Source organism: Streptomyces sp. NPDC050548 (assembly GCF_044457385.1).
Classification (GTDB): domain Bacteria; phylum Actinomycetota; class Actinomycetes; order Streptomycetales; family Streptomycetaceae; genus Streptomyces.
The window spans coordinates 58,327-78,867 of record NZ_JBITGV010000019.1; the positions used below are offsets into that span (position 1 = coordinate 58,327).

General features: G+C 70.9%; 21 protein-coding genes, 1 pseudogene and 1 riboswitch. Of the genes and pseudogenes, 6 read left to right on the top strand and 16 right to left on the bottom strand.

The features are described from left to right. Positions 1–7 precede the first annotated feature (7 nt). The 14 genes from ACIBJH_RS38760 to ACIBJH_RS38825 form a co-directional block, all read right to left on the bottom strand. Positions 8–1,594 (bottom strand): fatty acid--CoA ligase, encoded by a 1,587-nt coding sequence (locus ACIBJH_RS38760; RefSeq protein ID WP_399121625.1) that lies wholly within the window; start codon positions 1,592–1,594, stop codon positions 8–10. Between the two features lie 17 nt (positions 1,595–1,611). After that, positions 1,612–2,169 (bottom strand): FcoT family thioesterase, encoded by a 558-nt coding sequence (locus ACIBJH_RS38765; RefSeq protein ID WP_399121626.1) that lies wholly within the window; start codon positions 2,167–2,169, stop codon positions 1,612–1,614. After that, entirely contained in the window at positions 2,166–3,056 is an 891-nt protein-coding gene (locus tag ACIBJH_RS38770) for a TauD/TfdA dioxygenase family protein (RefSeq protein WP_399121627.1), read from the bottom strand. Before ACIBJH_RS38770 ends, ACIBJH_RS38765 begins: the two co-directional genes overlap by 4 nt. A 40-nt stretch (positions 3,057–3,096) precedes the next feature. Beyond that, positions 3,097–3,336, bottom strand: a complete 240-nt coding sequence (locus ACIBJH_RS38775) for an acyl carrier protein (protein WP_399121628.1) — start codon at positions 3,334–3,336, stop codon at positions 3,097–3,099. After that, the gene (locus tag ACIBJH_RS38780) at positions 3,333–4,427 is read right to left on the bottom strand and encodes a beta-ketoacyl-ACP synthase III (RefSeq protein WP_399121629.1); all 1,095 of its coding nucleotides are present in this window, start codon (positions 4,425–4,427) and stop codon (positions 3,333–3,335) included. The genes ACIBJH_RS38775 and ACIBJH_RS38780 overlap by 4 nt, the downstream gene beginning before the upstream one ends. A gap of 78 nt (positions 4,428–4,505) precedes the next feature. Beyond that, entirely contained in the window at positions 4,506–5,876 is a 1,371-nt protein-coding gene (locus ACIBJH_RS38785) for an MFS transporter (protein ID WP_399121630.1), read from the bottom strand. Next, positions 5,876–6,643: an aspartyl/asparaginyl beta-hydroxylase domain-containing protein gene (locus ACIBJH_RS38790; RefSeq protein WP_399121631.1), complete on the bottom strand. Its 768-nt coding sequence runs from the start codon at positions 6,641–6,643 to the stop codon at positions 5,876–5,878. The genes ACIBJH_RS38785 and ACIBJH_RS38790 overlap by 1 nt, the downstream gene beginning before the upstream one ends. A 159-nt stretch (positions 6,644–6,802) precedes the next feature. Further along, entirely contained in the window at positions 6,803–7,411 is a 609-nt protein-coding gene (locus tag ACIBJH_RS38795; RefSeq protein ID WP_399121632.1) for a sigma-70 family RNA polymerase sigma factor, read from the bottom strand. A 214-nt stretch (positions 7,412–7,625) separates the two neighbouring features. Then, positions 7,626–8,321, bottom strand: coding sequence for a hypothetical protein (locus tag ACIBJH_RS38800; protein ID WP_399121633.1), 696 nt, complete (start codon positions 8,319–8,321; stop codon positions 7,626–7,628). Between the two features lie 134 nt (positions 8,322–8,455). After that, the gene (locus ACIBJH_RS38805; protein WP_399121634.1) at positions 8,456–8,995 is read right to left on the bottom strand and encodes a copper chaperone PCu(A)C; all 540 of its coding nucleotides are present in this window, start codon (positions 8,993–8,995) and stop codon (positions 8,456–8,458) included. Then, a complete protein-coding gene (locus ACIBJH_RS38810) occupies positions 8,992–11,235 on the bottom strand; it encodes a heavy metal translocating P-type ATPase (RefSeq protein WP_399121741.1) in 2,244 nt (747 codons plus the stop codon). The genes ACIBJH_RS38805 and ACIBJH_RS38810 overlap by 4 nt, the downstream gene beginning before the upstream one ends. 26 nt (positions 11,236–11,261) lie before the next feature. Then, positions 11,262–11,561, bottom strand: coding sequence for a hypothetical protein (locus tag ACIBJH_RS38815; RefSeq protein WP_399121635.1), 300 nt, complete (start codon positions 11,559–11,561; stop codon positions 11,262–11,264). Between the two features lie 148 nt (positions 11,562–11,709). Then, positions 11,710–12,576, bottom strand: a complete 867-nt coding sequence (locus ACIBJH_RS38820) for a CbtA family protein (protein WP_399121636.1) — start codon at positions 12,574–12,576, stop codon at positions 11,710–11,712. A gap of 36 nt (positions 12,577–12,612) precedes the next feature. Next, the gene (locus ACIBJH_RS38825) at positions 12,613–12,828 is read right to left on the bottom strand and encodes a CbtB domain-containing protein (RefSeq protein ID WP_381239240.1); all 216 of its coding nucleotides are present in this window, start codon (positions 12,826–12,828) and stop codon (positions 12,613–12,615) included. 33 nt (positions 12,829–12,861) lie between these two features. After that, positions 12,862–13,022, bottom strand: a riboswitch (cobalamin riboswitch). Positions 13,023–13,163: 141 nt separating this feature from the next. Here ACIBJH_RS38825 and ACIBJH_RS38830 point away from each other — a divergent pair. After that, a complete protein-coding gene (locus ACIBJH_RS38830; protein WP_399121637.1) occupies positions 13,164–14,237 on the top strand; it encodes a hypothetical protein in 1,074 nt (357 codons plus the stop codon). A gap of 48 nt (positions 14,238–14,285) precedes the next feature. Here the strand turns inward: ACIBJH_RS38830 and ACIBJH_RS38835 are convergent, their stop codons facing one another. Beyond that, entirely contained in the window at positions 14,286–15,104 is an 819-nt protein-coding gene (locus ACIBJH_RS38835; RefSeq protein ID WP_399121638.1) for a hypothetical protein, read from the bottom strand. Between the two features lie 257 nt (positions 15,105–15,361). On the opposite strand from ACIBJH_RS38835, the gene ACIBJH_RS38840 reads away from it, so the two are divergent. Further along, positions 15,362–15,517: a hypothetical protein gene (locus ACIBJH_RS38840; RefSeq protein ID WP_399121639.1), complete on the top strand. Its 156-nt coding sequence runs from the start codon at positions 15,362–15,364 to the stop codon at positions 15,515–15,517. 1 nt (position 15,518) lies between these two features. Here the strand turns inward: ACIBJH_RS38840 and ACIBJH_RS38845 are convergent, their stop codons facing one another. After that, positions 15,519–16,121 (bottom strand): TetR/AcrR family transcriptional regulator, encoded by a 603-nt coding sequence (locus ACIBJH_RS38845; RefSeq protein WP_399121640.1) that lies wholly within the window; start codon positions 16,119–16,121, stop codon positions 15,519–15,521. A 147-nt stretch (positions 16,122–16,268) separates the two neighbouring features. Between ACIBJH_RS38845 and ACIBJH_RS38850 the strand changes: the two are divergent. The 4 genes and pseudogenes from ACIBJH_RS38850 to ACIBJH_RS38865 form a co-directional block, all read left to right on the top strand. Beyond that, positions 16,269–16,622: pseudogene (locus ACIBJH_RS38850) on the top strand (MFS transporter); the annotation flags it as partial. A gap of 2 nt (positions 16,623–16,624) precedes the next feature. Then, a complete protein-coding gene (locus ACIBJH_RS38855; protein ID WP_399121641.1) occupies positions 16,625–17,758 on the top strand; it encodes an FAD-dependent oxidoreductase in 1,134 nt (377 codons plus the stop codon). A gap of 128 nt (positions 17,759–17,886) precedes the next feature. Then, positions 17,887–18,711 carry a DUF1684 domain-containing protein gene (locus ACIBJH_RS38860; protein ID WP_399121642.1) on the top strand — a complete coding sequence of 275 codons (825 nt, stop codon included), beginning with the start codon at positions 17,887–17,889 and terminating at the stop codon, positions 18,709–18,711. Positions 18,712–18,830: 119 nt separating this feature from the next. Then, the gene (locus ACIBJH_RS38865; protein ID WP_399121643.1) at positions 18,831–19,808 is read left to right on the top strand and encodes an ArsR/SmtB family transcription factor; all 978 of its coding nucleotides are present in this window, start codon (positions 18,831–18,833) and stop codon (positions 19,806–19,808) included. The last annotated feature ends 733 nt before the right edge of the window (positions 19,809–20,541 follow it).

A 20,541-nucleotide genomic window follows, 5' to 3' on the forward strand; every position in this document is an offset into this window, starting at 1 on the left:
GGATCGGTCAGTTGACCTTGCGCGTGGAGTCGCTCCAGAAGCGGTCGCGCAGTTCGCGGCGGAGGATCTTGCCGCTGGGGTTGCGCGGCACACTGTCGATGAACTCGTAGCGGGCGGGCAGCTTGAAGCTCGCCAGTCGCGGGACGAGGAAGGTGTGCAGGTCCCGGGGGCTGGGCCGGTGGCCCTCGACGGGGACGACGAAGGCGTGCACGTACTCGCCCCACCGCTCGTCGGGGGCCCCGACGACGACGGCCTCGGCGACACCGGGGTGGCCTTCCAGGACGTTCTCGATCTCCGCCGGGTAGACGTTCTCGCCGGCGACGAGTACGGCGTCCTTGATGCGGTCGCGGATGAAGACGTAGCCGTCCTCGTCGACGTGACCGGCGTCGCCGGTGTGGATCCAGCCGTCGACGAGGGTCTCCGCCGTCCTGTCCGGCAGGCCCCAGTACCCCACCATGCGGGCGGGGGTGTGCAGGCACACCTCTCCGACCTGGCCCGGGGGCAGTTCGCGGCCCTGGTCGTCGATCACCTTGGTGCGCACTCCGGGGTAGGGGCGTCCGGCGGCCTGCATACGGTGGCCGCCCGGGACGTGGTCGGCGGGTGGCAGGCAGACGGCGGTGTTGCCGGTCTCGGTCAGTCCGTAGATCTGCGCGAACTCGCAGTCCAGGACGGCGAGGCTCTCCTCCAGCAGTGCCTCGGAGATCGGGGAGCCGCCGTAGACGGTCTTGCGGAGTGTCGTGAAGTCCCGGGCGCTGACGCCGGGTTCGGTGAGCATCATGCGCAGCATGGCCGGGACGACACAGGCCGTGGTGATGCCGAGGTCGCGGATGAGGTCGACGGCCCGGCGGGCGGCGAAGGCGCGCATCGCGACGATCGTCGTACCCGCGTTGAAGTTCTGGGTGGCCCACCACAGGCCTCCGACGTGGAAGCCGGGGATGCCGACCAGGGCGATGTCGTCGGCGCGCCAGTCGATCCAGTCGAGTCCCTCGCTCGCCAGGGCGTCGCGGATCGCGAAGAAGCTGCGGTGCGCGAGCACCACCCCCTTCGGCAGACCGGTGGTGCCGCTGGTGTAGAGCTGGGCGACCGGAGTGTCGGGGGTCGGCTCGAACTCCGTATCATGGCGGGGGTGTTGACGACGCCATTGCTCCAATTCCCCGAGCGCTACGACCGTTTCGGGTGGCGCGGTCGGCATGTCCTCCACGACCGGCCCGAACTCGTCCTCCAGGAACAGGAGTCGGGTGCCGGAGTCCTGGAGGATGTGGCTGACCTCGGGTGCGGTGAGCCGCCAGTTGACGGGCACCAGCACGGTGCCGGTCTTGGCACAGGCGAAGAGGATCTCGTAGTAGTGCTCGGACTCCTTGCCGAGGTAGGCGACCCGGTCGCCCGGGGCGAGTCCGGCGGCCCGGAGAGCGTGGGCGACGCGGTTGCTCTCGCGGTGCAGTTCGCCGTACGTCAGGCTGCGGTCCTCGCAGAGCACGGCGGGGGTGTCGGGGCGGCGTTCGGCGTGGAAGCGGGCGGTCTCGACGAGGGTGCGCAGTTCGGGGTGGTGGATCCGGTCGGCCGCCGGCGGCGGTGTCGCCGTGGATGTCTCCATGGGCAGTCCTTCGGTGTTCAGGGGATGTTGACGAAGGCGAGGGTCGCCTCGCCGTCGCTCCGGCCGCCGTCGGCGTCCCAGTAGCGGTACGACGTCTCGGCGTGCAGGAAGGGGCTGCCGTCGCCGGGGGCGCGCCGGGTGACGGAGCGGAACGCCAACTCCCCATGGAAGGCACGGGGGTTGACCGGGCGGCGGAAGGTGCCGGCGAAGCGGGCGATGAGGATGTCCGGGAGCTGGTGACGCCAGAAGTCGTCCAGGGTCCAGGTCTCGAACCCGGTCAGGAGTCCTTGTTGTACGGACTTGGCGACCAGGTAATACATCATCTGGTTGTAGGCGATGTTGGCCTCGACCGAGTTCAGGTGGCCCGTGTCGTCGATGTAGCAGGACTCCGGGATCGCGAACTCGCAGTGCGCCGAGGCGAGTCCGGCTCCGGCTCCCGCCGTGACGAGGGCGCTCTTCAGGTACTTGCAGTGCGCCTTGTAGGGCACGAGCACGCGGGCCAGCAGTTCCTCGTCCGTGGGGTACGAGCGCTGTGGCGGGGCCGTCCCGGTGCGGTCGGCGGTGGGCGCGGTCACGCGGCCTGGATCCCGTCGTGCAGCTTGCGGTCGTCGTGGACGGTGACGCGGTACGAGACCGTCGGCTCGGGGGTGGTGGTGTGGCGGGCGCGGTGGATGAGGCTGCGGTTGTCCCAGACCAGCAGGTCGCCCTTCTCGAAGCTCTGGAGGTGGATGTTGTCGTGCTCGAAGGTGTCGTCGAGCTGGCCCGTGGCGTCGAACAGGTGCTTGAGGAGCTCCTCGTCGAGCGGATTGCCGTCCGCGTCCTCGATGCCGACGGTGAAGCCCTCGCTGATGTAGAGAACGGTCTCGCCGGTGAGGGGGTGGGTGAAGGCGGTGGGCTGGCGGACGGCCGGGGTCTTGGTCTCGACCTCCGCGATGATCTCGGAGATCGGACGGTAGACGTCGTGCGGGCGGATCTTGAAGTACTTGCGCACGGAGTGCCGGCAGAAGGTGCCGTCGATCTCCTTCTTCAGCTCGGCGGGCAGCTGCGCGTGGGCGCGGCCCATGTCGATGAAGTACGTGCCGCGGTTCTTCTCCGGGACGACCTGGGGGTGGATGAGGGTGATACCGAAGGGGTCGGGCATGAACTGGTAGTCGGCGTGCCAGAACTTGCCGGTCTTCGGCACGCCTATCTGCCTGCCGTTCTCCGGGACGTTGGAGGAGACGAAGATCTCCGGGACCTCCGGGTGCTGGTACATGGGCTCGTAGTACGTCTCGGGACGCCCGAGGCGCCGGCCGAGCGCCAGGAACTGCTCGGGGCTCAGGTCCTGGTCCTTCAGGACCGCGATCTTCTTCGTGTAGACGGTCTGCTTGAGCGTCTCGACGTCGGCCTCGGAGGCGGCGGCGTGGTCGAAGCCCTCGACGCTCGCGCCGAGGAACGTGCCGGGCTGGTCGGTGATCTTCATGTGAGGGTGCCTTTCGGATGAGCGGAGGAAGTGGGGTTGTTCAGGCGGCCTGTCTGGCGGCGATCAGCTCCGCCGTGCCCGCGAGGGTGAGGGTGGGCCGCAGTTCGCTGTCGTGGACGGTGACGCCGAGGTCGCGCTCGATGCGGATGCTGATCTCGACCATCGTCAGCGAGTCCACGTCGAGGTCGGCGAAGGTCGCCTCGGGCGTGAACCGGTCGGCCGGGGTGTCGTGGAGTCTCGCGAGGATCTCGACCAACTGGTCATAGGGGGCAGCTCTCATGACGGATCGTCAACTCCTTTGTCGTACGGGACGGAAAGGTCGTGGGGACGGGTGGGCGGCGGCAGTTCGGGCCAGGTCAACAGGCAGGAACCCCAGGTGAGTCCGCCGCCGAAGGCGGTGAGGAGGAGCCGGTCGCCGGGGCGGATCACGCGCCGGGCGGCGGCGTCGGCGAGGGCGAGCGGGATGGAGGCGGCACCGGTGTTGCCCACGGCGTCGACGTTGGCGACGCAGCGTTCCCGGGGCAGGCCGAGGTCGTCGGCGACCGCGTGCAGGATGCGCAGGTTGGCCTGGTGAGGCACGAAGTGGTCGACGTCGTCGGTCTTCCAACCGGCGCTGCTCAGAGTGGTGCGGGCGGAGGCGGCCATACGGGTCACCGCGTGCCGGTAGACCTCGTTGCCGCGCATCGCGAAGTGCCGTTCCGCCCGATCGGGTTGGCCATCGGCGGAGCGACGGCGGGAACCGCCGGCGGCGACCAGGATCAGGTCCTCGTGCGTGCCGTCGCTGCCGAGGTCGAAGTGGCCGACGGCTCCCGGTTCGTCGTTGTCCCCGGCACGCAGGACGACGGCTCCGGCACCGTCCCCGAAGATGATCGCGTTGGCCCGGTCCAACGGGTCCACGATCGTGGAGTAGGTGTCCGCGCCGATCAGCAGGACCCGAGCCGCCACACCGGAGGCGATCAGCCCGGCGGCCGTGGCGAGGCCGTAGACGAATCCGGTGCACACCGCGCCGACGTCGAAGGCCGCCGCCCGCCGCAGGCCGAGTCGCGCGGCGACGACGGGTGCCGTGGCCGGGCAGGGGCGGTCGGGGGTGGTCGTGGCGACGATCACCGCGTCGACCGGATCGGTGCCGACCGGGTCGAACCCGGCGTTGCCCAGGGCCAGTTGCCCGGCCTCGACAGCCAGATCGGACGTGGCCTGGCCGGGTTCGGCGATGTGGCGACGGCGGATGCCGGTGCGGGTGCGGATCCAGGTGTCGTCGGTGTCGAGTCGTGCGGCGAGTTCGTCGTTGGTGACGACTCTGGGCGGCACCCAGCCGGCCACTCCGCACAGGACGGCGGCGGGAGCGGACGTGCTGGAGGTGTGTACGGGCACAGCGGTTCTCCTGAGGGTGCGGTGCGGTACGGCGATGACGGGCCGTCGGGCCCGGAGCTGTCGAGGTGGGGACTCGGCCTATCCGGCGGGGGTCGTTCTGCGCAGGGCGAGGGTCAGCAGCACACCGCCGCCGATACCGGCCGCTATGGCGAACACGGCGATCCGGATCCCGCTCAACAGGGCTTCGCCCGGGGGGCCTTGACCCGCACCGCCCGCGAGCGCCACGAGCAGGGCGAGGCCCACCGCGCCGCCCACTTGAAGGCTGGTGGAGGCCAGTCCCGACGCCACGCCCTGGTCCTCGGGCGCGACCCCCGACGCGGCGACGATCCACATGCCGGTCCACGCGGCCCCCTGGCCGAGGCCCAGCAGCACGATCCCGGGCAGCAGCAGCGGGTAGGAGCCCTCGCCGGTGAGGGCGAGTCCGAGCGCGACGGCTCCGGCCGCGCCCAGGGCCATGCCGGCGACCAGCATGCGGCGCACACCGATCCGCGCCACCCCGCGCTCGCCGACCTGGGTGCCGATCGCGGTCACCACGGCAGGGACGAGGAAGGCGAGGCCGGTCGCGAACGCGCTGTAGCCGCGCACGGTCTGGAAGTAGAGGGTCAGGAAGTACGGCAGTGAGCTGAAGGTGGCGCTGTACAGCGCGGTGACGGCCATCGCGGCGACCAGGCCGCGGTGGGCGAACAGCCGGGCGGGGACGAGCGGATCGCGCGAGCGGGTCTCGACGACGGCGAAGCCGGCCAGCAGGGTGACCGAGAGACCGGCGCTCACCAGGGCGGACGTGCTGGTCCAGCCCGCTTCGGGGGCGTGCACCAGCAGGAGGACCAGCAGGGTGAGGCCGCCGGTCGCGGCCAGCGCGCCCGTCACGTCGAACCGCCGGGTCGCCGTACGCGGGCCGTCCGCGGGGAACAGTGTCCGTCCCGCCCAGGCGATGCCCACCGCGACGGGCACGTTCACGAAGAACACCGACGGCCAGCCGAACGCCTCTACGAGCACACCGCCGAGCAGGGATCCGAAGCACAGGCCGCCCGCCCCCGCCGCGCCCCACACCGCCAGGGCTCGGTTCCGGGCGGGCCCTTCCTCGTAGATCGTGTTGATCAGGGAGAGGGTGGCCGGGAACAGCAGTGATCCGCCGATGCCCTGGACCGCCCGGACGGCGACCAGTACTCCGGGGGATTCCGCGAGCCCTCCCACCGAAGAGGCGCTCGCATAGATCAATGCCGCTACGACGAATGTCCGGCGGCGCCCGAGCAGATCCGCCGCCCGACCGCCCAACAGGAGGAAGCCGCCTGTCGTCACGACGTAGGCGCTCACCACCCATTGCAGGTCGTGGGCGGAGAAGCCGAGGCCCGCGCCTATCTCGGGGAGCGCCACGTAGACGATGTTGTAGTCGAGCGCGATGACCAGTTGGGCCAACGCCAGCACGAGCAGGGACAGCCGGGCGTGCATCAGTCGGTCCCTCCTCGCTCCCCCATCAGGCGCCGTATCTCCGTGATGAGAGCGACCAGCGCCTGCCGTTCAGGAAGGGTCGTTTCCGGGTGCCAGAGGTCGATCAGCAGGCAGGACCGCGGCCGGTTGCCGGCATTGCGCGCCTCGTGCTCGAAGGAGTAGTCGAAGAGCAGACAGCGACCTTCCCGCCAGCTCCGTGTCTGACCTGCCACGGTGATGTCGCATCCGTCCGGGATGTCGACGGCGAGGTGCAGATTGATGCTGAAGTTCCACAGGTCGCAGTGCGGGGCGATGGAGGCCCCTGGCAGCAGTGTGGAGAAATGGGATTCCAGCAGCGGACAGATGGTCTCGGTGTCGACGGCGAACTCTTTGAGCACCTTGTACGCGGTGGGCGCGGTGGCTGCCGATTCTTCGACCAGGTCTCCGTTCCGGTAGAGGTACAGGGCCTGCCAGTTCTTCTGCCGGGTCAGGTAGTGCTCGTAGTCGGAGAAGGCTTCACGTCTGTGACTCCAGGCGGAGTTCAGTTCTTCTTTGACCGCCGGGTGGGCCGATTCCAGCGCTTCGACCACCGGCAGCAGTTCGGGATGGCCATAGGGGTCGTGCCACGGGGTCGTTGACAGTCCCGGCAGGATCCACTTGGCGCCCTTCTGGAGCGGGTGCCGCGGTCCGCCTCCGCCGGGCTCCAGCATCCGCTCGACACGGGTGATCGCGTCCGCGCCGTGCACGGCTCTGATCGCCGCGAAGGCGTCCTCCATCTCTGGCGTCACACGGACCTCCTGACTGGTGTCGTGACCGGGCACGGGATCGAGCCGTCGCACTAGTAGTCGGGAGCGGGATCGGGTGAGTTCCCGAGAATCTCCGTCAACTCTTCTTCAGCGACGGGGAGTTGGATGGCCAGCGCCCACCAGGAGGCGCCGGCCCTCACGTCACACGACCTCGACGGCCCCGGTCTCGGCCTCGCGCAGCAGGCGCTCCAAGGCGGTCCTCGCCCGGGCGACCCTGGAGCGGATCGTGCCGACGGGACAGCCGAGGAAGCGTGCCGCCTCGTCGTACGGCAGACCGACCACCTGCGTCAGCACGAACGCCTCACGGCGCTCGTCGGGGAGCGTCTCCAGCAGGTCGAGGAGCGCGATGCCGTCCTCGAAGCCCGGCAGACCGCACGGCTGGGCGCGTTCCAGGGCCAGTTGCCAGTCGTGCGCGTCGGCCAGGCGCGGTCGGACCGCGGCCCGGCGGAAACTGTCGGCCACCGCACGGCGGGCGATGGACAGCAGCCAGGTGCGGGCCGAGGCACGCCCCTCGAAACCCGGCAGGCTGTCGAGGGCCCGTACGAACGTGTCCTGGGTCAGGTCGTGCGCGGTCTGGGGGTCGCCGCTGAGGTGGGCGACGTAGCGCAGTACGTCGCCGTGCAGCGCGCGGACGAAGTGCTCGGTCGCGTGGGGATCGCCGTTTCGGGCGGCCAGGGCCCAGGCGGTGGCGGAGGCGTCCGCCGCGGCGCGCTCGGCCCGGCGGGGAGCGGGCAGCACAGAAGTGATCACGTGGTGTCCTTCTCGGGTCGTCCGGGGCCGACGTCCCGCGACGGGGGGTACGGCTCTCCGGCACATGGGGTGCGGCCGTACGCGAGGGGTACGGCGATGCCCGGGGCTCGGCGCGCGCTCGTCAGCCGCACGAAGTGGCGTGCGGCGCTGGGAAGTTCCGCGTCGGAACGCGGTACGACGAGGTGCGGGTGAGCCCCCGGTGGATCCGGCTGTCTCAGACGACAGCGGGGCCCGTGGGCGGTCCCCGGGAGGTGAGGGAGTAGCAGAGAAGGAAGCGGGCCAGGGACGACCGGTACGCGAGGGTGCGGCGCCCGCGCGCGGACGGACGGCGGGCCGGTACCGGCAGCGCCAGCAGCATCCGCAGGGGTTCGGCCAACCGCGCTGCCGCCGCCCGCAGCACACGGAAGACGGCGCGTTCGCCGTACGCGAGCCACAGCCCGCACAGGACCGCGGCGAGGAGGTGGGCGGCGAGCATGCCGAACGAGGCACCGCCCGTCATGGTGAGCGCGTGCCCCATGCCGGCCGAGCCGCGCGCCAGGTGTGCCATGCCGCTCATGTCCATGGCGTCCATGGACATGGACATCGACGCCATGGAGTCCGAGGAGCCCACGGCCGTGCCGACCATGTCGGCCGACGCGGTACCACTCCCGGGCATCAGGGTCTGGCCCCAGGAGAACGTCTCGTGGAGCACCGTCTGGGCGGCGACCACGACCGCGACGATCAGCCCGCGCCCGCGCTCACGGTCGGCCAGGAACCAGCCGGCCGTGCCGGTCGCGGCGGTACCGGCGCCCATGGTCCACCAGGGGACGGGAGCGCCGGACATCATCAGGTGACCGAAGGCGGCCAGCAGCACGCAGACGGCGGCGAACACACCCGCCCGCAGCGTGCGGCCCCACCCTCCGACAGTCATAGCGCGCCCATCCTTGCACCCGACGTCCGATCGTCATCAGGGGGTACGGGCGCACACCGGGCTCTCGGCTCACCACAAACACAGTGACTCATGTCACAGGACGGCACGGGGAACTCGACGACCGTTCCGGACGACTACTGGAGCGAGACGGTGCCGGGCCGCACGACCACGGCGAGCACCGTGACCCGCCCGCTCCGCCGGAACTCGAAGGTGAAGGGCACGAGGTCGCCGGAACGCCACTGGCCCGAGGCCGCGGAGACCGTGAGCCCCACTCCGGTCGGCGACATGGCGAGGCTGTCGCCCGCCGCAATGTCCACGGAGTCGACGGCGGTGCCGTAGGCCGTGTTCCCTTCGGTCATACGGTGCTTGGCGAGTGCGATGCCACCGGGCGCTCGGGGTGAGGTGACCCGTATCAGGCGGTCGACGGAGCCGCCCTCGTTGGCGACACGGAAGTACGCCGATGTCTCGGCGGCTCCGGCGGACGGCAGCAGGAGGCGTCCCTCGGTGACGCGTACACGCGCCGGTGTTCCGGCCCTGCCCGTGCCCGCCCATGCGGTCAGACCCGCCAGGGCCACGCTGCACGCGGCGACGGGCACCAGGGCGGCGAGTGCGGTGTCCCGCACCTTCCGCCGGTCGCCGAGCCGCGACGACACCCGGGCCAGGATCCGCCTCATCGGGCATCACGTCCTCGTGCGCGAGCGGGCTGCCAGGCGCGCAGCCGCAGGCTGTTGCACACCACCAGCACGGAGCTTGCGGACATCGCGGCCGCGGCGACCGTGGGGTTGAGCAGCCCGACCATCGCGAGCGGCACGGTGACGACGTTGTAGCCGAAGGCCCACACCAGGTTGACGCGGATCGTGCCGAGGGTGCGCCGGGCCAGCCGTACGGCGTCGGCGAGCGCCTCGACGTCCCCGCGCACCAGCGTCAGATCCGCGGCCCCGATGGCCACGTCCGTGCCGGTGCCCATGGCGATGCCCAGGTCGGCACCGGCGAGCGCGGCGGCGTCGTTCACGCCGTCACCGACGACCGCGACCCGGTGGCCCTCCTCCTGCAACTGCCGTACCAGGGCGGCTTTTCCCTCGGGGGAACAGCGGGCATGCACGTCCTCGACACCGAGTGCGTCGGCCACCGCTCGTGCGGGCGCTTCGCGGTCGCCGGTGGCCAGCACCGGGCGGATACCGAGGCGCCGGAGCTGGTCCACTGCGCGGTAACTGCCGGGACGTACAAGGTCGCCGACGGCGATCAGCGCTTCGGCGCGGCCGTCGACGCGCACGAGGACGGGTGTGTGCGCGGCGCCCTCGGCCACCGCCAGGGCCTCGGCCAGCGCCTGGGGCAACTCGCCGTCCGGCACGACCACTTCGACCGTACGCCTCTCCACCAGACCCTTGACGCCGTGCCCCGGTGTGGCCATGAACTCCCGTACCGGGGGCGGCGGTTCGTCTCCCGCCGAGCGGCGCGCGTACGCGGTGATCGCCCGGCCGATCGGATGCTCGGAGCCCTGTTCCACCGCCCCGGCCAGCCGCAGTACCGCGTCCTGCCCCAACTCGCTGTGCAGTGTGGTCACTTGGGCGACGCTCATATGGCCGGTGGTCAGGGTGCCGGTCTTGTCCAGCACGACCGTGTCCACGTGCCGAAGCGCCTCCAGCGTCTGCGGACCGCTCACCAGCACGCCCAGTTGGGCCCCGCGCCCGGTGGCGGCCATCAGCGCTGTGGGCGTGGCCAGGCCCAGCGCGCACGGGCAGGCCACCACGAGGACGGCCACGCAGGCGGTGAGCGCCGCCTGCGGATCGGCCCCGGCGCCGAGCCAGAACCCGAGGACGGTCACCGCGATGCTCACCACGACGGGCACGAAGACGCCGGCCACCGCGTCGGCCAGCCGCTGCGCCCTGGCCTTGCCCGCCTGCGCGTCGGTCACCAGCCTTGTGATCCGGGCGAGTTGGGTGTCCGCGCCGACAGCGGTGGCGCGCGCCAGCAGCAGTCCGCCGACGTTGACGGCCCCGCCGACCAGCGCCGAACCGGGACTCACCTCGACGGGTTCGCTCTCGCCGGTGACCAGCGACAGGTCGACGGCGGAACCGCCCTCCGTCACACACCCGTCGGTGGCGACCCGCTCACCCGGCCGCACGACGAAGACCTGCCCGACCCGCAGCTGTTCGATGGGGACGGCACGCTCACCGTGCTCGTCACGGACGGAGACCTCCTTGGCCGCCAGTTCCGCAAGGGAGCGCAGGGCCGCGCCGGTGCCGCGCCGTGCGCGTGCCTCCAGGAACCGCCCGGTCAGCACGAACAGCGGGACGCTGACCGCCGCTTCGAGATAGACGTGCGCCGTCCCGTCCGACGCGGACGGCAGCAGACCGAACGGCATCCGCATCCCGGGGTCGCCCGCTCCGCCGAGGAACAGCGCGTACGCCGACCAGGAGAAGGACGCCACGACGCCCAGCGAGACGAGCGTGTCCATGGTGGCCGTCGAGTGACGCAGCCCCCGTACCGCACGCGTGTGGAAGGGCCAGGCGCTCCACACCGCGACCGGGGCGGCCAGTGCGAAGCACAGCCACTGCCAGTTGCGGAACTGCAGGGCCGGCACCATCGAGAGGACCAGGACCGGCACGGCGAGCAGCGCGGTGACGAGGAGCCGTTCGCGTTCCTGCCGGGCAGCGGTCTCCGAGGCATCCGCCTCGGTTTCGACCTCCTCCTCGCGGGCGGGTGGCACGGGCAGGGCGGCCTGGTATCCGGCCTGCTCGACCGCGGCGACGAGTTCCTCCGCCGGAACGTTCTCCGGATGACTCACCCGGGCAAGTCCGGTGGCCAGGTTCACCGTCGCGGTGACGCCCTCCAGCTTGGCGAGCTTCTTCTCCACCCTCCGGACGCAGGCCGCGCAGGTCATTCCGCCGACGGCGATGTCGGTCGTGACCATCACGGTCGTCAGCGGTTCGCCCGCCTTCACTCATCGCTCCCGTGCATCCCCGGCATGTTCTGCATGCCGCCACCGGTCTCACCGGTGCCGCCGTCTCCCCCGCCGCCGGTCCCGATGCTCGGGGTGCTCCCGGTGCTCCCGGTGCTCCCGGCGCTCCCGGCGCCGTGCATGCCGGGCGCCACCGGTCCGGTGGCCGATCCGACAGCGTACGACACCGAGAACACCAGCGCGAGCAGCAGCAGGAAGCCGCACAACGCGGGCGGCGGCAGCGGCAGTCTGCGGGGCGTCACACCCACGAGAGGGAAAGACTGTGGGAACTCGGCCATGCCCGGCCTTCCTGATCGCATCGAACCGTCCTGCCAAGCAGGGCAGTTGAAGCCCTACCGCTCCAGTAGTCGGCGGAGCGGAGGGCCGAGTTCCGATGCCTGTCCATGACGTAGGTCACAGACGCAGGTTCCACAAACGGCGAGTTGGTCAGGCGGGGACGGGGTCCGGCTCCTTCGAGGGGGTGGTGGAGTCCGGGCGCGCGGGCTGGAGGAGGCGTTCGGCGAGCGGGGCGAAGATCAGGCCGAGGGCCGTCCAGAGGATGAGCTGCGCGGCGACGGAGTAGAAGCGGAAGGTGAACAGCACGTCCGCCGGGAAGCCCGGATAGACGATGGTGCCCTTCGAGTCCTTCAGCGGCAGCGGCGTCTCGGTGGCCTGGTTGCCGAAGTTGGCCTTGTTGTACGAGAGATGGCCGAACTGCGGCAGCAGCAGCATGACGATGCCGATCGCCACGACGAACGCGGCGCCCGCGAGGAGCGTGGCGTTCCAGTTGCCGAAGCGGGCCTGGAGCCGCTTGCCGAGATAGACGGCGCCCGCGAGGAAGGCGACGGAGCACACGATCATGATCAGGTACAGGGCGCTGCGCTGCTGGATCGTCTCCTCGTGGCCGATCGCGGGCGGGTTGGCCGGGTACTTCAGGAACGGCACCAGATACATGCCGAGGAAGCCGCCGCCGGCGACGAGAAGCGCCAGGTTGCGCGGCCGGAGACCGCCGGTGCGGCCCAGGCAGACGGCGTAGGCGACGGCGAACAGGGCGCCCATCGCCATGCCGAAGAGGATCATGCCGGCGCCTATGCCGACGTTGGCCTGGATGGTGCGGCTGAACAGTTCGTGTTCGTGGCCCTCGACGGGCAGGCCGGCCGCTTTGTCCAGGGCGTTCTGAGCGGCGTCACGGCCGCTCTCGTAGTCGATGGCCTTCGCGATCTGCGGTTCGGCGAAGATCCGCGCGAACACGAACGCGAGCAGGCCCGCTACTGCGCCGGCGAGGACGCCGCGCAGTATGAGCTTCTTTTCCATGTCGAGTTGTCCGTACGTCCAGGTGCCGGCGGAGGGTCAGTGGCAGGGGAAGCCGAGGAAGTGGCGGGCGTCGTGGACGAACTCGTGGACGTGCATGTCGTTTCCGAACACCGACACAGCACCCTGGTCGACGCCGATGAAGTAGTAGACGGCCAGCGCGATCAGCGCGGTGCCGACCAGCCAGACGATCGACTTCGAGATCGGCAGAACAACCGGCGTGGACACCGGACGGGATGTGGAAATGCTGCTCAAGGTGAGCCCTCCTTCGGGATCGTGCGTCCCTTGCGTGTACGGGCGAGTGACGGCTCAGTGTCTGACTCGCCCACCGCCTCCGGCGGCGGGCTCACAGTGGCGCGACCGTGCTGGAATTCCACCAGCTTCCTTATGCCATCACTACAGGGGGAGCGTACGGCGCGGCTCTCCGGACCGTCAATCAGGCCTGTGCGGGATGTACGACCCGCGTGCGTCACACGGGTGGCCCATCCGCGTGGCGGCGCGGACGGCAGGCGCCTACTACTGGACAGGATCAGCTTGTTCATCGCGCTTCGGGGGGCGATAGCAGCATCACCCTCTTCATGGAGCCGAGCATGACCACCCGCTCTTTCCCGCCCAGCCCGGACCAACACGACATACCTCACGACAGCAGCGAGGGTGAGTACGTCGATCCGATGCACAGCCTGGTGCATGCGGCAGTAACCGACCGGCCGTTGGAGGAGGTTCTCCAGCTCATCATGTTGCTGGAGCAGTCGCCGAAGTACGCGCAGGCCACCGTCGACGCCCTGCGGGCGATCGGTGTGGACCGGTCCGTGGAGGACGTGACGCGCCTCGTGACCCTGCTGACGCGGCCACCGCGCCAACTCGACTCCGCCGACGAGACGATCCGTGCGGCGGCCGAATCCCGGCCGGTGGAGGAGGTCACCCGGCTGATGGCCCTGCTGCACCGGGCTCCGCTGGAACCGCACTGCGGCGAGGCGGCGGTACGGGCCGCGGCCGGCCGACCCGTCGAGGAACTCGTCCAGTTGATCGGCCGCCTGGCCGAGGAACAGGACGCACCCGTCCAGGCCTCGGGCACGGCGGTGGACCGGTCCACCGTTCCGGCCGGCGCCGACTCGGAGGCGACCGGACCGGTCCCGGCAAGCGCGTACGAGCCGGAGCATGCGGGCGACCGTCCGGCGCGGCGACGACGTCCACGGCCTTCGCCCACGGCGGCTCGGCGCGCCGAACTCCCGGTCTGGCCGCGGCTGTTCGCGGCGGCGGCGCTCCTGCTGTGCGGGCTGTCCTACTTCCCGCTGCACCGGGACGGGGCCTCCGGTGCCGTCTACGGTTTCGCGCTCGGGGTCTCGATCCTGTGCGTCCTGCTGGCACCGGCACTGGTTCTCCACGGCGGGCTGCCGGTGTTGGTCGTGTCCACGGTGGTACCGGCCGCGTTGGCGGCGATCCAGCTGTTCGACGGACGGTTCCACTCCACGCGGCTGTCCCAGGCGCTGCGGATCACCGCCGTACCGCCCTGGTCGGCGGGGCTGTTGGCCGCCCTCGCCGCGCTGGCGGCGCTCACGGCCCTGCTCGCGCTCCTCGCCGCACGGAGGTTCGGCAGGCAACTCGCCCTTCCCGACCCTCCCGCCGACCGTGCGCCGGTCGCGGCGAATCGGACACCTCAGTAGGGTCGGCCCGCCTTCGTACGACAGCCTGCGCTCAGCCGGAGCGAGGGCTCAACGAGCAGTGGTGTCGGCGCTGTTGACGGCGCCGCTGCTCGCGGACGGCACGGAAGACGCCGAGGTCTCGGGGCTGGAGCCGGTACTTTGACCGGCCCCGGCGCCGGCGCCGGTACTGGGGCTCGGGTCCGGCTCAGCGCTCGCGGACGGCGAGGCGGAGTCGTCCGGCTGTGACCCCGTGCCGCCGGACGCGAGCGGTGTGGGTGTCGGGCTGTGTGCGGGAACGGGTGTCCCGGCCGAACCGCCGCCCATCGACGTGCCGTTGCCCGATTCGTTCCGTACCGCGGCGGCTATCGGCTTGCCCATGACCAGCTCGGCCGCGGTCACCGTGACCATCGCCAGGGCGAACACCAGGCCTGTCGCCAGCGCGAACTTCTTCCAGCCGATGGACTTCCGGAAGGCGCCGGTCCGATACGTGGTCACAGACTCGTCGTCGGAGAGGGTGGCCGTCGGTGTCGCGTCACCGGCCGGGGTGTCGTCCGGGAGGGCGAACGCCGCCCGGGCGTCCGCGCGTTGCATCGCCCGCTCCTCACTCGGCGTCAGAGCCATCGCCACCGACGGCACCCGTCGGCGGATCCCCTCACCCGTCCGTCGGAAGGCGTGCTGGAAGACGGCGGCACCGGTGGTCGCGCTGGTGCTGACCACGGCGGCACCGATGATCGTCCCGGTCACCCCCAGCAAGGAGGCCAGCACCGCGCCCACCACGGTGGCAAGCGCACTCGCCACCACCTGCACCGCGGTCAGGTCGAGCACCTTGCGTTTCGGCGCCTGCTTCTTCTCTTCCCTTTTATTCTCTTCCGTTTTTTGGCTCTCCATCAATGATCTTCAACATCCTTCGACAGTCCCGGAACACAACAGCCGTCGATGACGGCATGTGCATGGGAACGACTGCCCGGTGAACCGCGTTTCACTTCGACTCGCGCCAACAACTCCCGCACATCGAAGCGCCCAACTCGCCCGAGGCGCTCATCCGTTCGGTCGCGCAGAGCCTCTCGCGTCGAGCGGGCATCGACGCGCGACCCACGAGATCACCGGCCACGGTCATCGATCTGATCGAGAACGACGAGACAGACATGGCCATCGACAATCTCGCGCACGTGATCGAGTGCTTCCGTATCCCCATCCGCCGCAACGAATACGATCAACTCGTGGCAGCCGCCCAGCGGTTGGACGCGATGGACTCGCTCACCGACCTGAAGGTGGAGCAGTTCGTGAGCGACCAGGCCTGATTCAGGGGCGGGCGAGTGTCTGCCAGCCGTTGTCGAGCAGGTCGAAGGCGCGGGTGATGGCCTCGTCGGTGTCGGGGTGCCCTCGGGCGGCGCGCGGGGCTTCGAGGGCGAAGTGGGCCAGGGCGGCGCAGGCGGGGTCGCCGGCGGGAAGGCCGCTCTCTTCGGCGATGACCTGAGCCAGGGCGGCGGTGTGGCGCAGCCACATGCCCTGGACGTAGTCGCGCAGGGCCGGGGTGGTGTCGACCAGCTCGAAGAAGGCGGCGAAGCGGGGGTCTCCGTCGGCCGCGGCCCTGCGGTGGCGCAGTGCGTGGTCACGCAGCGCGGCCGGGATCGACTGCCCGTCGGGGCGTTCGCGTACGGCGGCGAGCAGCCGGGCCTCCTGGTCGGCGTCCTCGTCGAAGACCAGGGCTTCCTTGACGGGGAAGTGCTTGAAGAGGGTGGTCGTCGAGACGTCCGCCGCGTCCGCGATCTCGCGGATGCCGACGTCGTCGTACCCGCGCTCAAGGAACAGGCGCAGGGCGGCGTCGGCGATGGCCTGGCGGGTGGCGGCCTTCTTGCGCTCGCGGCGTCCCACCGGGACGGGCTCACTCCGGGTCTCGGTCATGGCCGCCATCCTACCCCTCACGATGGACCGACTTCAAAAGTTGAGTCGTTGCACTTATTGGGTCGGTGTGCTTTTCTGGAGCCGTGGCCACGAGGCATCGCCCGGCCACCTCCCTTCTCTCCCCCCATCCGAAAGAAGCGACCAGCCATGCCCACGACTGCGTCTCCTCCCTCCGCCGAGCAGGCCGTCCCGAAGAACGTGCGCTGGGTACTGCTCGGCGTGATGCTCGCGATGCTGCTGTCCATGCTCGACAACATGGTCGTCAGTACGGCGATGCCCACGATCGTCTCCGACCTGGGCGGCCTGGAGCACATCTCCTGGGTCGTGACCGCCTACACGCTCGTCACGGCCGTCACCACCCCGATCTGGGGCAAGTCCGGTGACCTGTTCGGGCGGAAGCCCATGTATCTGGCGTCGATCGCCGTGTTCATCGCCGGGTCCGCACTGTGCGGGGCGGCCCAGTCCATGGGCGAGTTGATCGCCTTCCGTGTCGTGCAGGGGGCATGAACACCACCCCCACCCCCCGTATCGCGATCATCGGCGCCGGTCCCGGCGGCCTGGCCTGCGCCCGCATCCTTCAGCTGCACGGCATCACCGTGACCGTCCACGACCACGAGTCGGGTCCCGACATCCGCGACCAGGGCGGCACCCTCGATCTGCACGAGGACAACGGCCAGATCGCCCTGCGCGAAGCCGGTCTGCTGGAGGAGTTCTTCCGGCTCTCCCGCCCCGAGGGGCAGGAGATGCGCCGGCTGGACCCGCAGGGCACGCTCCTCTTCCATCACATCGCCGAAGAGGGCGACCGGTTCAAGCCGGAGATCGACCGCGGCCAACTGCGCGATCTCCTGCTCGGTTCCCTTCAGCCCGGAACAGTGCGCTGGGGCCACACCCTCCAGTCCGTCGACGGCCCCGACGACGGGCCCCGGCGGCTGCGCTTCACCGACGGCAGCACCGTAGAGGCCGACCTCGTCATCGGCGCGGACGGCGCCTGGTCCAAGGTCCGACGCGCCCTCTCCCCCGCCACCCCCGAGTACACCGGTGTCAGCTTCCTCGAAGCCTGGTTCCACGACGTCGAGAACCGGCACCCCGACATCGCCGAACTCGTCGGCCAGGGCAGCGCCGCCGCGGCCGACGGCGACCGCGGTCTGTTCGCCCAGCGCAGCAGCGGCGACCACATCCGCGTCTACGTCATCCAGCGCGTCCCCGCCGACTGGATCACCGCGAGCGGCCTGACCGTCCAGGACACCGACCGCATACGGGCGCTGCTCCTGGAGCGGTACCGCGACTGGTCACCGGCCCTGCGCCGCCTGATCAGCGACAACGACGGCGCCTACGTCGACCGCCCCATCCACGCCCTGCCCGTCCCCCACACCTGGGACCACAACCCCACCGTCACCCTGCTCGGCGACGCCGCCCACCTCATGCCCCCGCTCGGCGTCGGCGTCAACCTCGCCATGCTCGACGCCTGCGAACTGGCCCTCGCCCTCGCGCACCACGACACCGTCGACGACGCCCTCCACGCCTACGAGAAGACCCTGCTGCCCCGCTCCACCGAGATGCAGCGACTCCTCGACCACGGCGCCGAACACCTGCTGTCCACCGAACTCCCCGACTTCGCCACCGACACAGCCCACTGACCGACCGGGTCGCGCTCCATCCCGACACGAAGCTGTCACACACGCCCGGAATCCCCCGCCGGGCGGCCGGGGTTGGCACTGGTAGGACCCCGTTTCGAGGCCTTGCCTCGTGCGACGAAGGAGCGATCATGACCGTTGACCTCACCACGACGGATCTACAGGCCTTCGCCCGGGAATGGCTGGAGTGGTACCGCGGTCAGGAGGCACGGCTCGCCGCCCCGCACGGATTCCTGGCGATCACCGGTCTGCACTGGCTCGACGACCGGCCGCAGCGGTTCCCGGACGCCCCGGGTGCCTGGTGGACCGACGACGCCGGGGTCGCCGTAACCCTCGACGACGGTGAGGAACTCGTCGTGGCGGGCACGCCCGTGCGGGGTGAGCACCGTTTCGGCGTGCTGCCCGAGCGGGGCGGTGTCGACGCGGTGTGGGGTGACGCCGTGATCGAGGTGGCCCGGCGCGGCGGGCACGACATCGTCCGGCCCCGGCACCCGGACGCGCCGCTGCGCACCGCCTTCGCCGGTACCCCCGCCTACGCGCCCGATCCGCGCTGGGTGGTGCGGGGGCGGTACACGGCCTTCGAGACGCCGCGCCCGACGACCGTGGGCGCGGCGGTCGAGGGCCTGGAGCACGTGTACGACGCCCCGGGCCGGGTCGATTTCGAACTGGACGGACATCCGCTGGCCCTGACCGCGTTCCCCGGACGCGGTCCCGGCTCGCTGCTCGTTCTCTTCACCGACGCCACCTCCGGAGTGACCACGTACGCCGCGAACCGGGCCCTCGCGCTCGCCCCGCCCACCGCCGACGGCACGGTCGTCCTGGACTTCAACCGCGCGGCCAACCTCCCCTGCGCCTACACCGACCTGGCCACCTGCCCGCTGCCACCGGCGGAGAACCGCCTGCCGGTCGCCGTCGAAGCGGGGCAGAAGATTCCGCGGGAGCGGGGCGGAGTCTGAGACCCGGCCCGACAACCAAGCGCGCCTCTCAGTCGTCACCATGAGAGGCGCGCCGCTTTTCTGTGCGGCCCGACCCCCCACCGATCACGCGCACTGACCACGCGCGGGAATGAGGCCGTATGCTCCGGATCCACTTCACCTCGCGGGACCTGCAGAGCGTCCGGGTCGCCCGTCAACCCCATACGTTGTGGGAACTCGTGTGTGGTGTCTGCCGGTTGGACAGCCGGCAGGGGGCGCTCGAATTCGGGCACTGGCGCCGCTCCGTGCGCGACGGGCTGGCCAGGGACCCGCGGGCCGGGCAGGCCCTGCTGCCGTTGCGAACGCTGATTCCTCCGGTGGGTTACATCCCCGACTTCCTCACGCCGTCCGTCACGACCGGTGGTCTGGCCGACGGTCTCGACGAGGTACGGGCCACCTCCCGCGCCCGGTTGGCCCGCGAGCTGTCCCGGCTCGCCGAGTCCCGTCCGCTGCCCTCGTGGGTCTCCGCCCTCGACCGCCCTGGGACCAAGGCCCTGGGGGCGTTGACGCGGGCCCTGGAACTGTCCTGCGGGACACTGCTCGAACCGTACTGGCCCCGGGTCCGGGCCGCCGTCGTCGACGATGTCGAACTGCGCTCCCGCGCGCTCCTCGACGGTGGCACCTCCGCCCTCCTCAACAGCCTGCGCCCGCACGCCCGTTGGCGCGCTCCCGTGCTGGAGGTGGACTATCCCGTCGACCGCGAACTGCGTCTGGAGGGGCGGGGCCTGCTGCTCGTCCCGTCCTACTTCTGCTGGCGCAGGCCCACCGGCCTCGCGGACCCCACGCTCGGGCCCGTGCTCGTCTACCCGGTCGCCAAGCAGCCCCTGGAGATCGTCCGCGCGAGCAAGGACGGGCTGGAACGACTGCTCGGCCGCACCCGGGCGGCCGTACTGGCGTATCTGGCCGGTCATGGTCCGCGGACGACGTCCGAGGTGGCCTCGGCGGCCAACATCGCGTTACCCAGCGCCAGTTATCAGCTCGGTGTGCTGCGCGACGGAGGTCTGGTCGCCAGTCATCGGGACGGCCAGTTCGTACGGCACTCGGCGACTCCCCTGGGCCTGCGTCTGCTGGACCGCTGACAGTCCCCCGCGGTGACCACCGTGCGCAGGCGGACGGTGGTCACCGCGGCCGTGGGTCAGCCCGACTGCCCGCGGTACGTGAGCGGTTCGCGCAGGCCCAGGTGCGCGCGCAGGGTCGTGCCGGTGTACTCGGTGCGGTAGACGCCGCGTTCCTGGAGCGCGGGGACGAGGAGGTCGACGATGTCGTCCAGGCCGTCGGGGATCAGATACGGCGTGACGTTGAAACCGTCGACGGCGCCGTGCCGGACGTAGTGGGCGAACCTGTCCGCCAGTCCCTCCGGAGTGCCGACATGGCCTCGCTGGGGGCCGAGCGCGATGACGGTCTCGCGCAGCGACCAGCGGTTCGCGTCGGCCTTCTCTCGCCATTCGGCGACGACTTGGCGCGGATCGGCGATGCGCCGTGCACCGAAGGAGCCGTCGTTGTCGGCGACTACCGGGTCCTCCTTGGGCAGCGGCCCGTCGGCATCGCGGCCGGAGAGGTCGATGCCCCACAGAAGTCCGGCGATGCCCAACGCCGTTGCCGGGGTGACCTGTTGGAGGCGGATCCAGCGCTTCTTCTCCAGGGCCTCCTCCTCGGTGGCGCCGATGATGATCTCGGTGCCCGGGAGGATGCGCAGGTCGTCCTCGGGGCGGGGGGGGGGGGGGGGGGGGGGGGGGGGGGGGGGGGGGGGGGGGGCGGGCGGGGGGGGGGGGGGGGGGGGGGGGGGGGGGGGGGGGGTCGGGGGGGGGGACG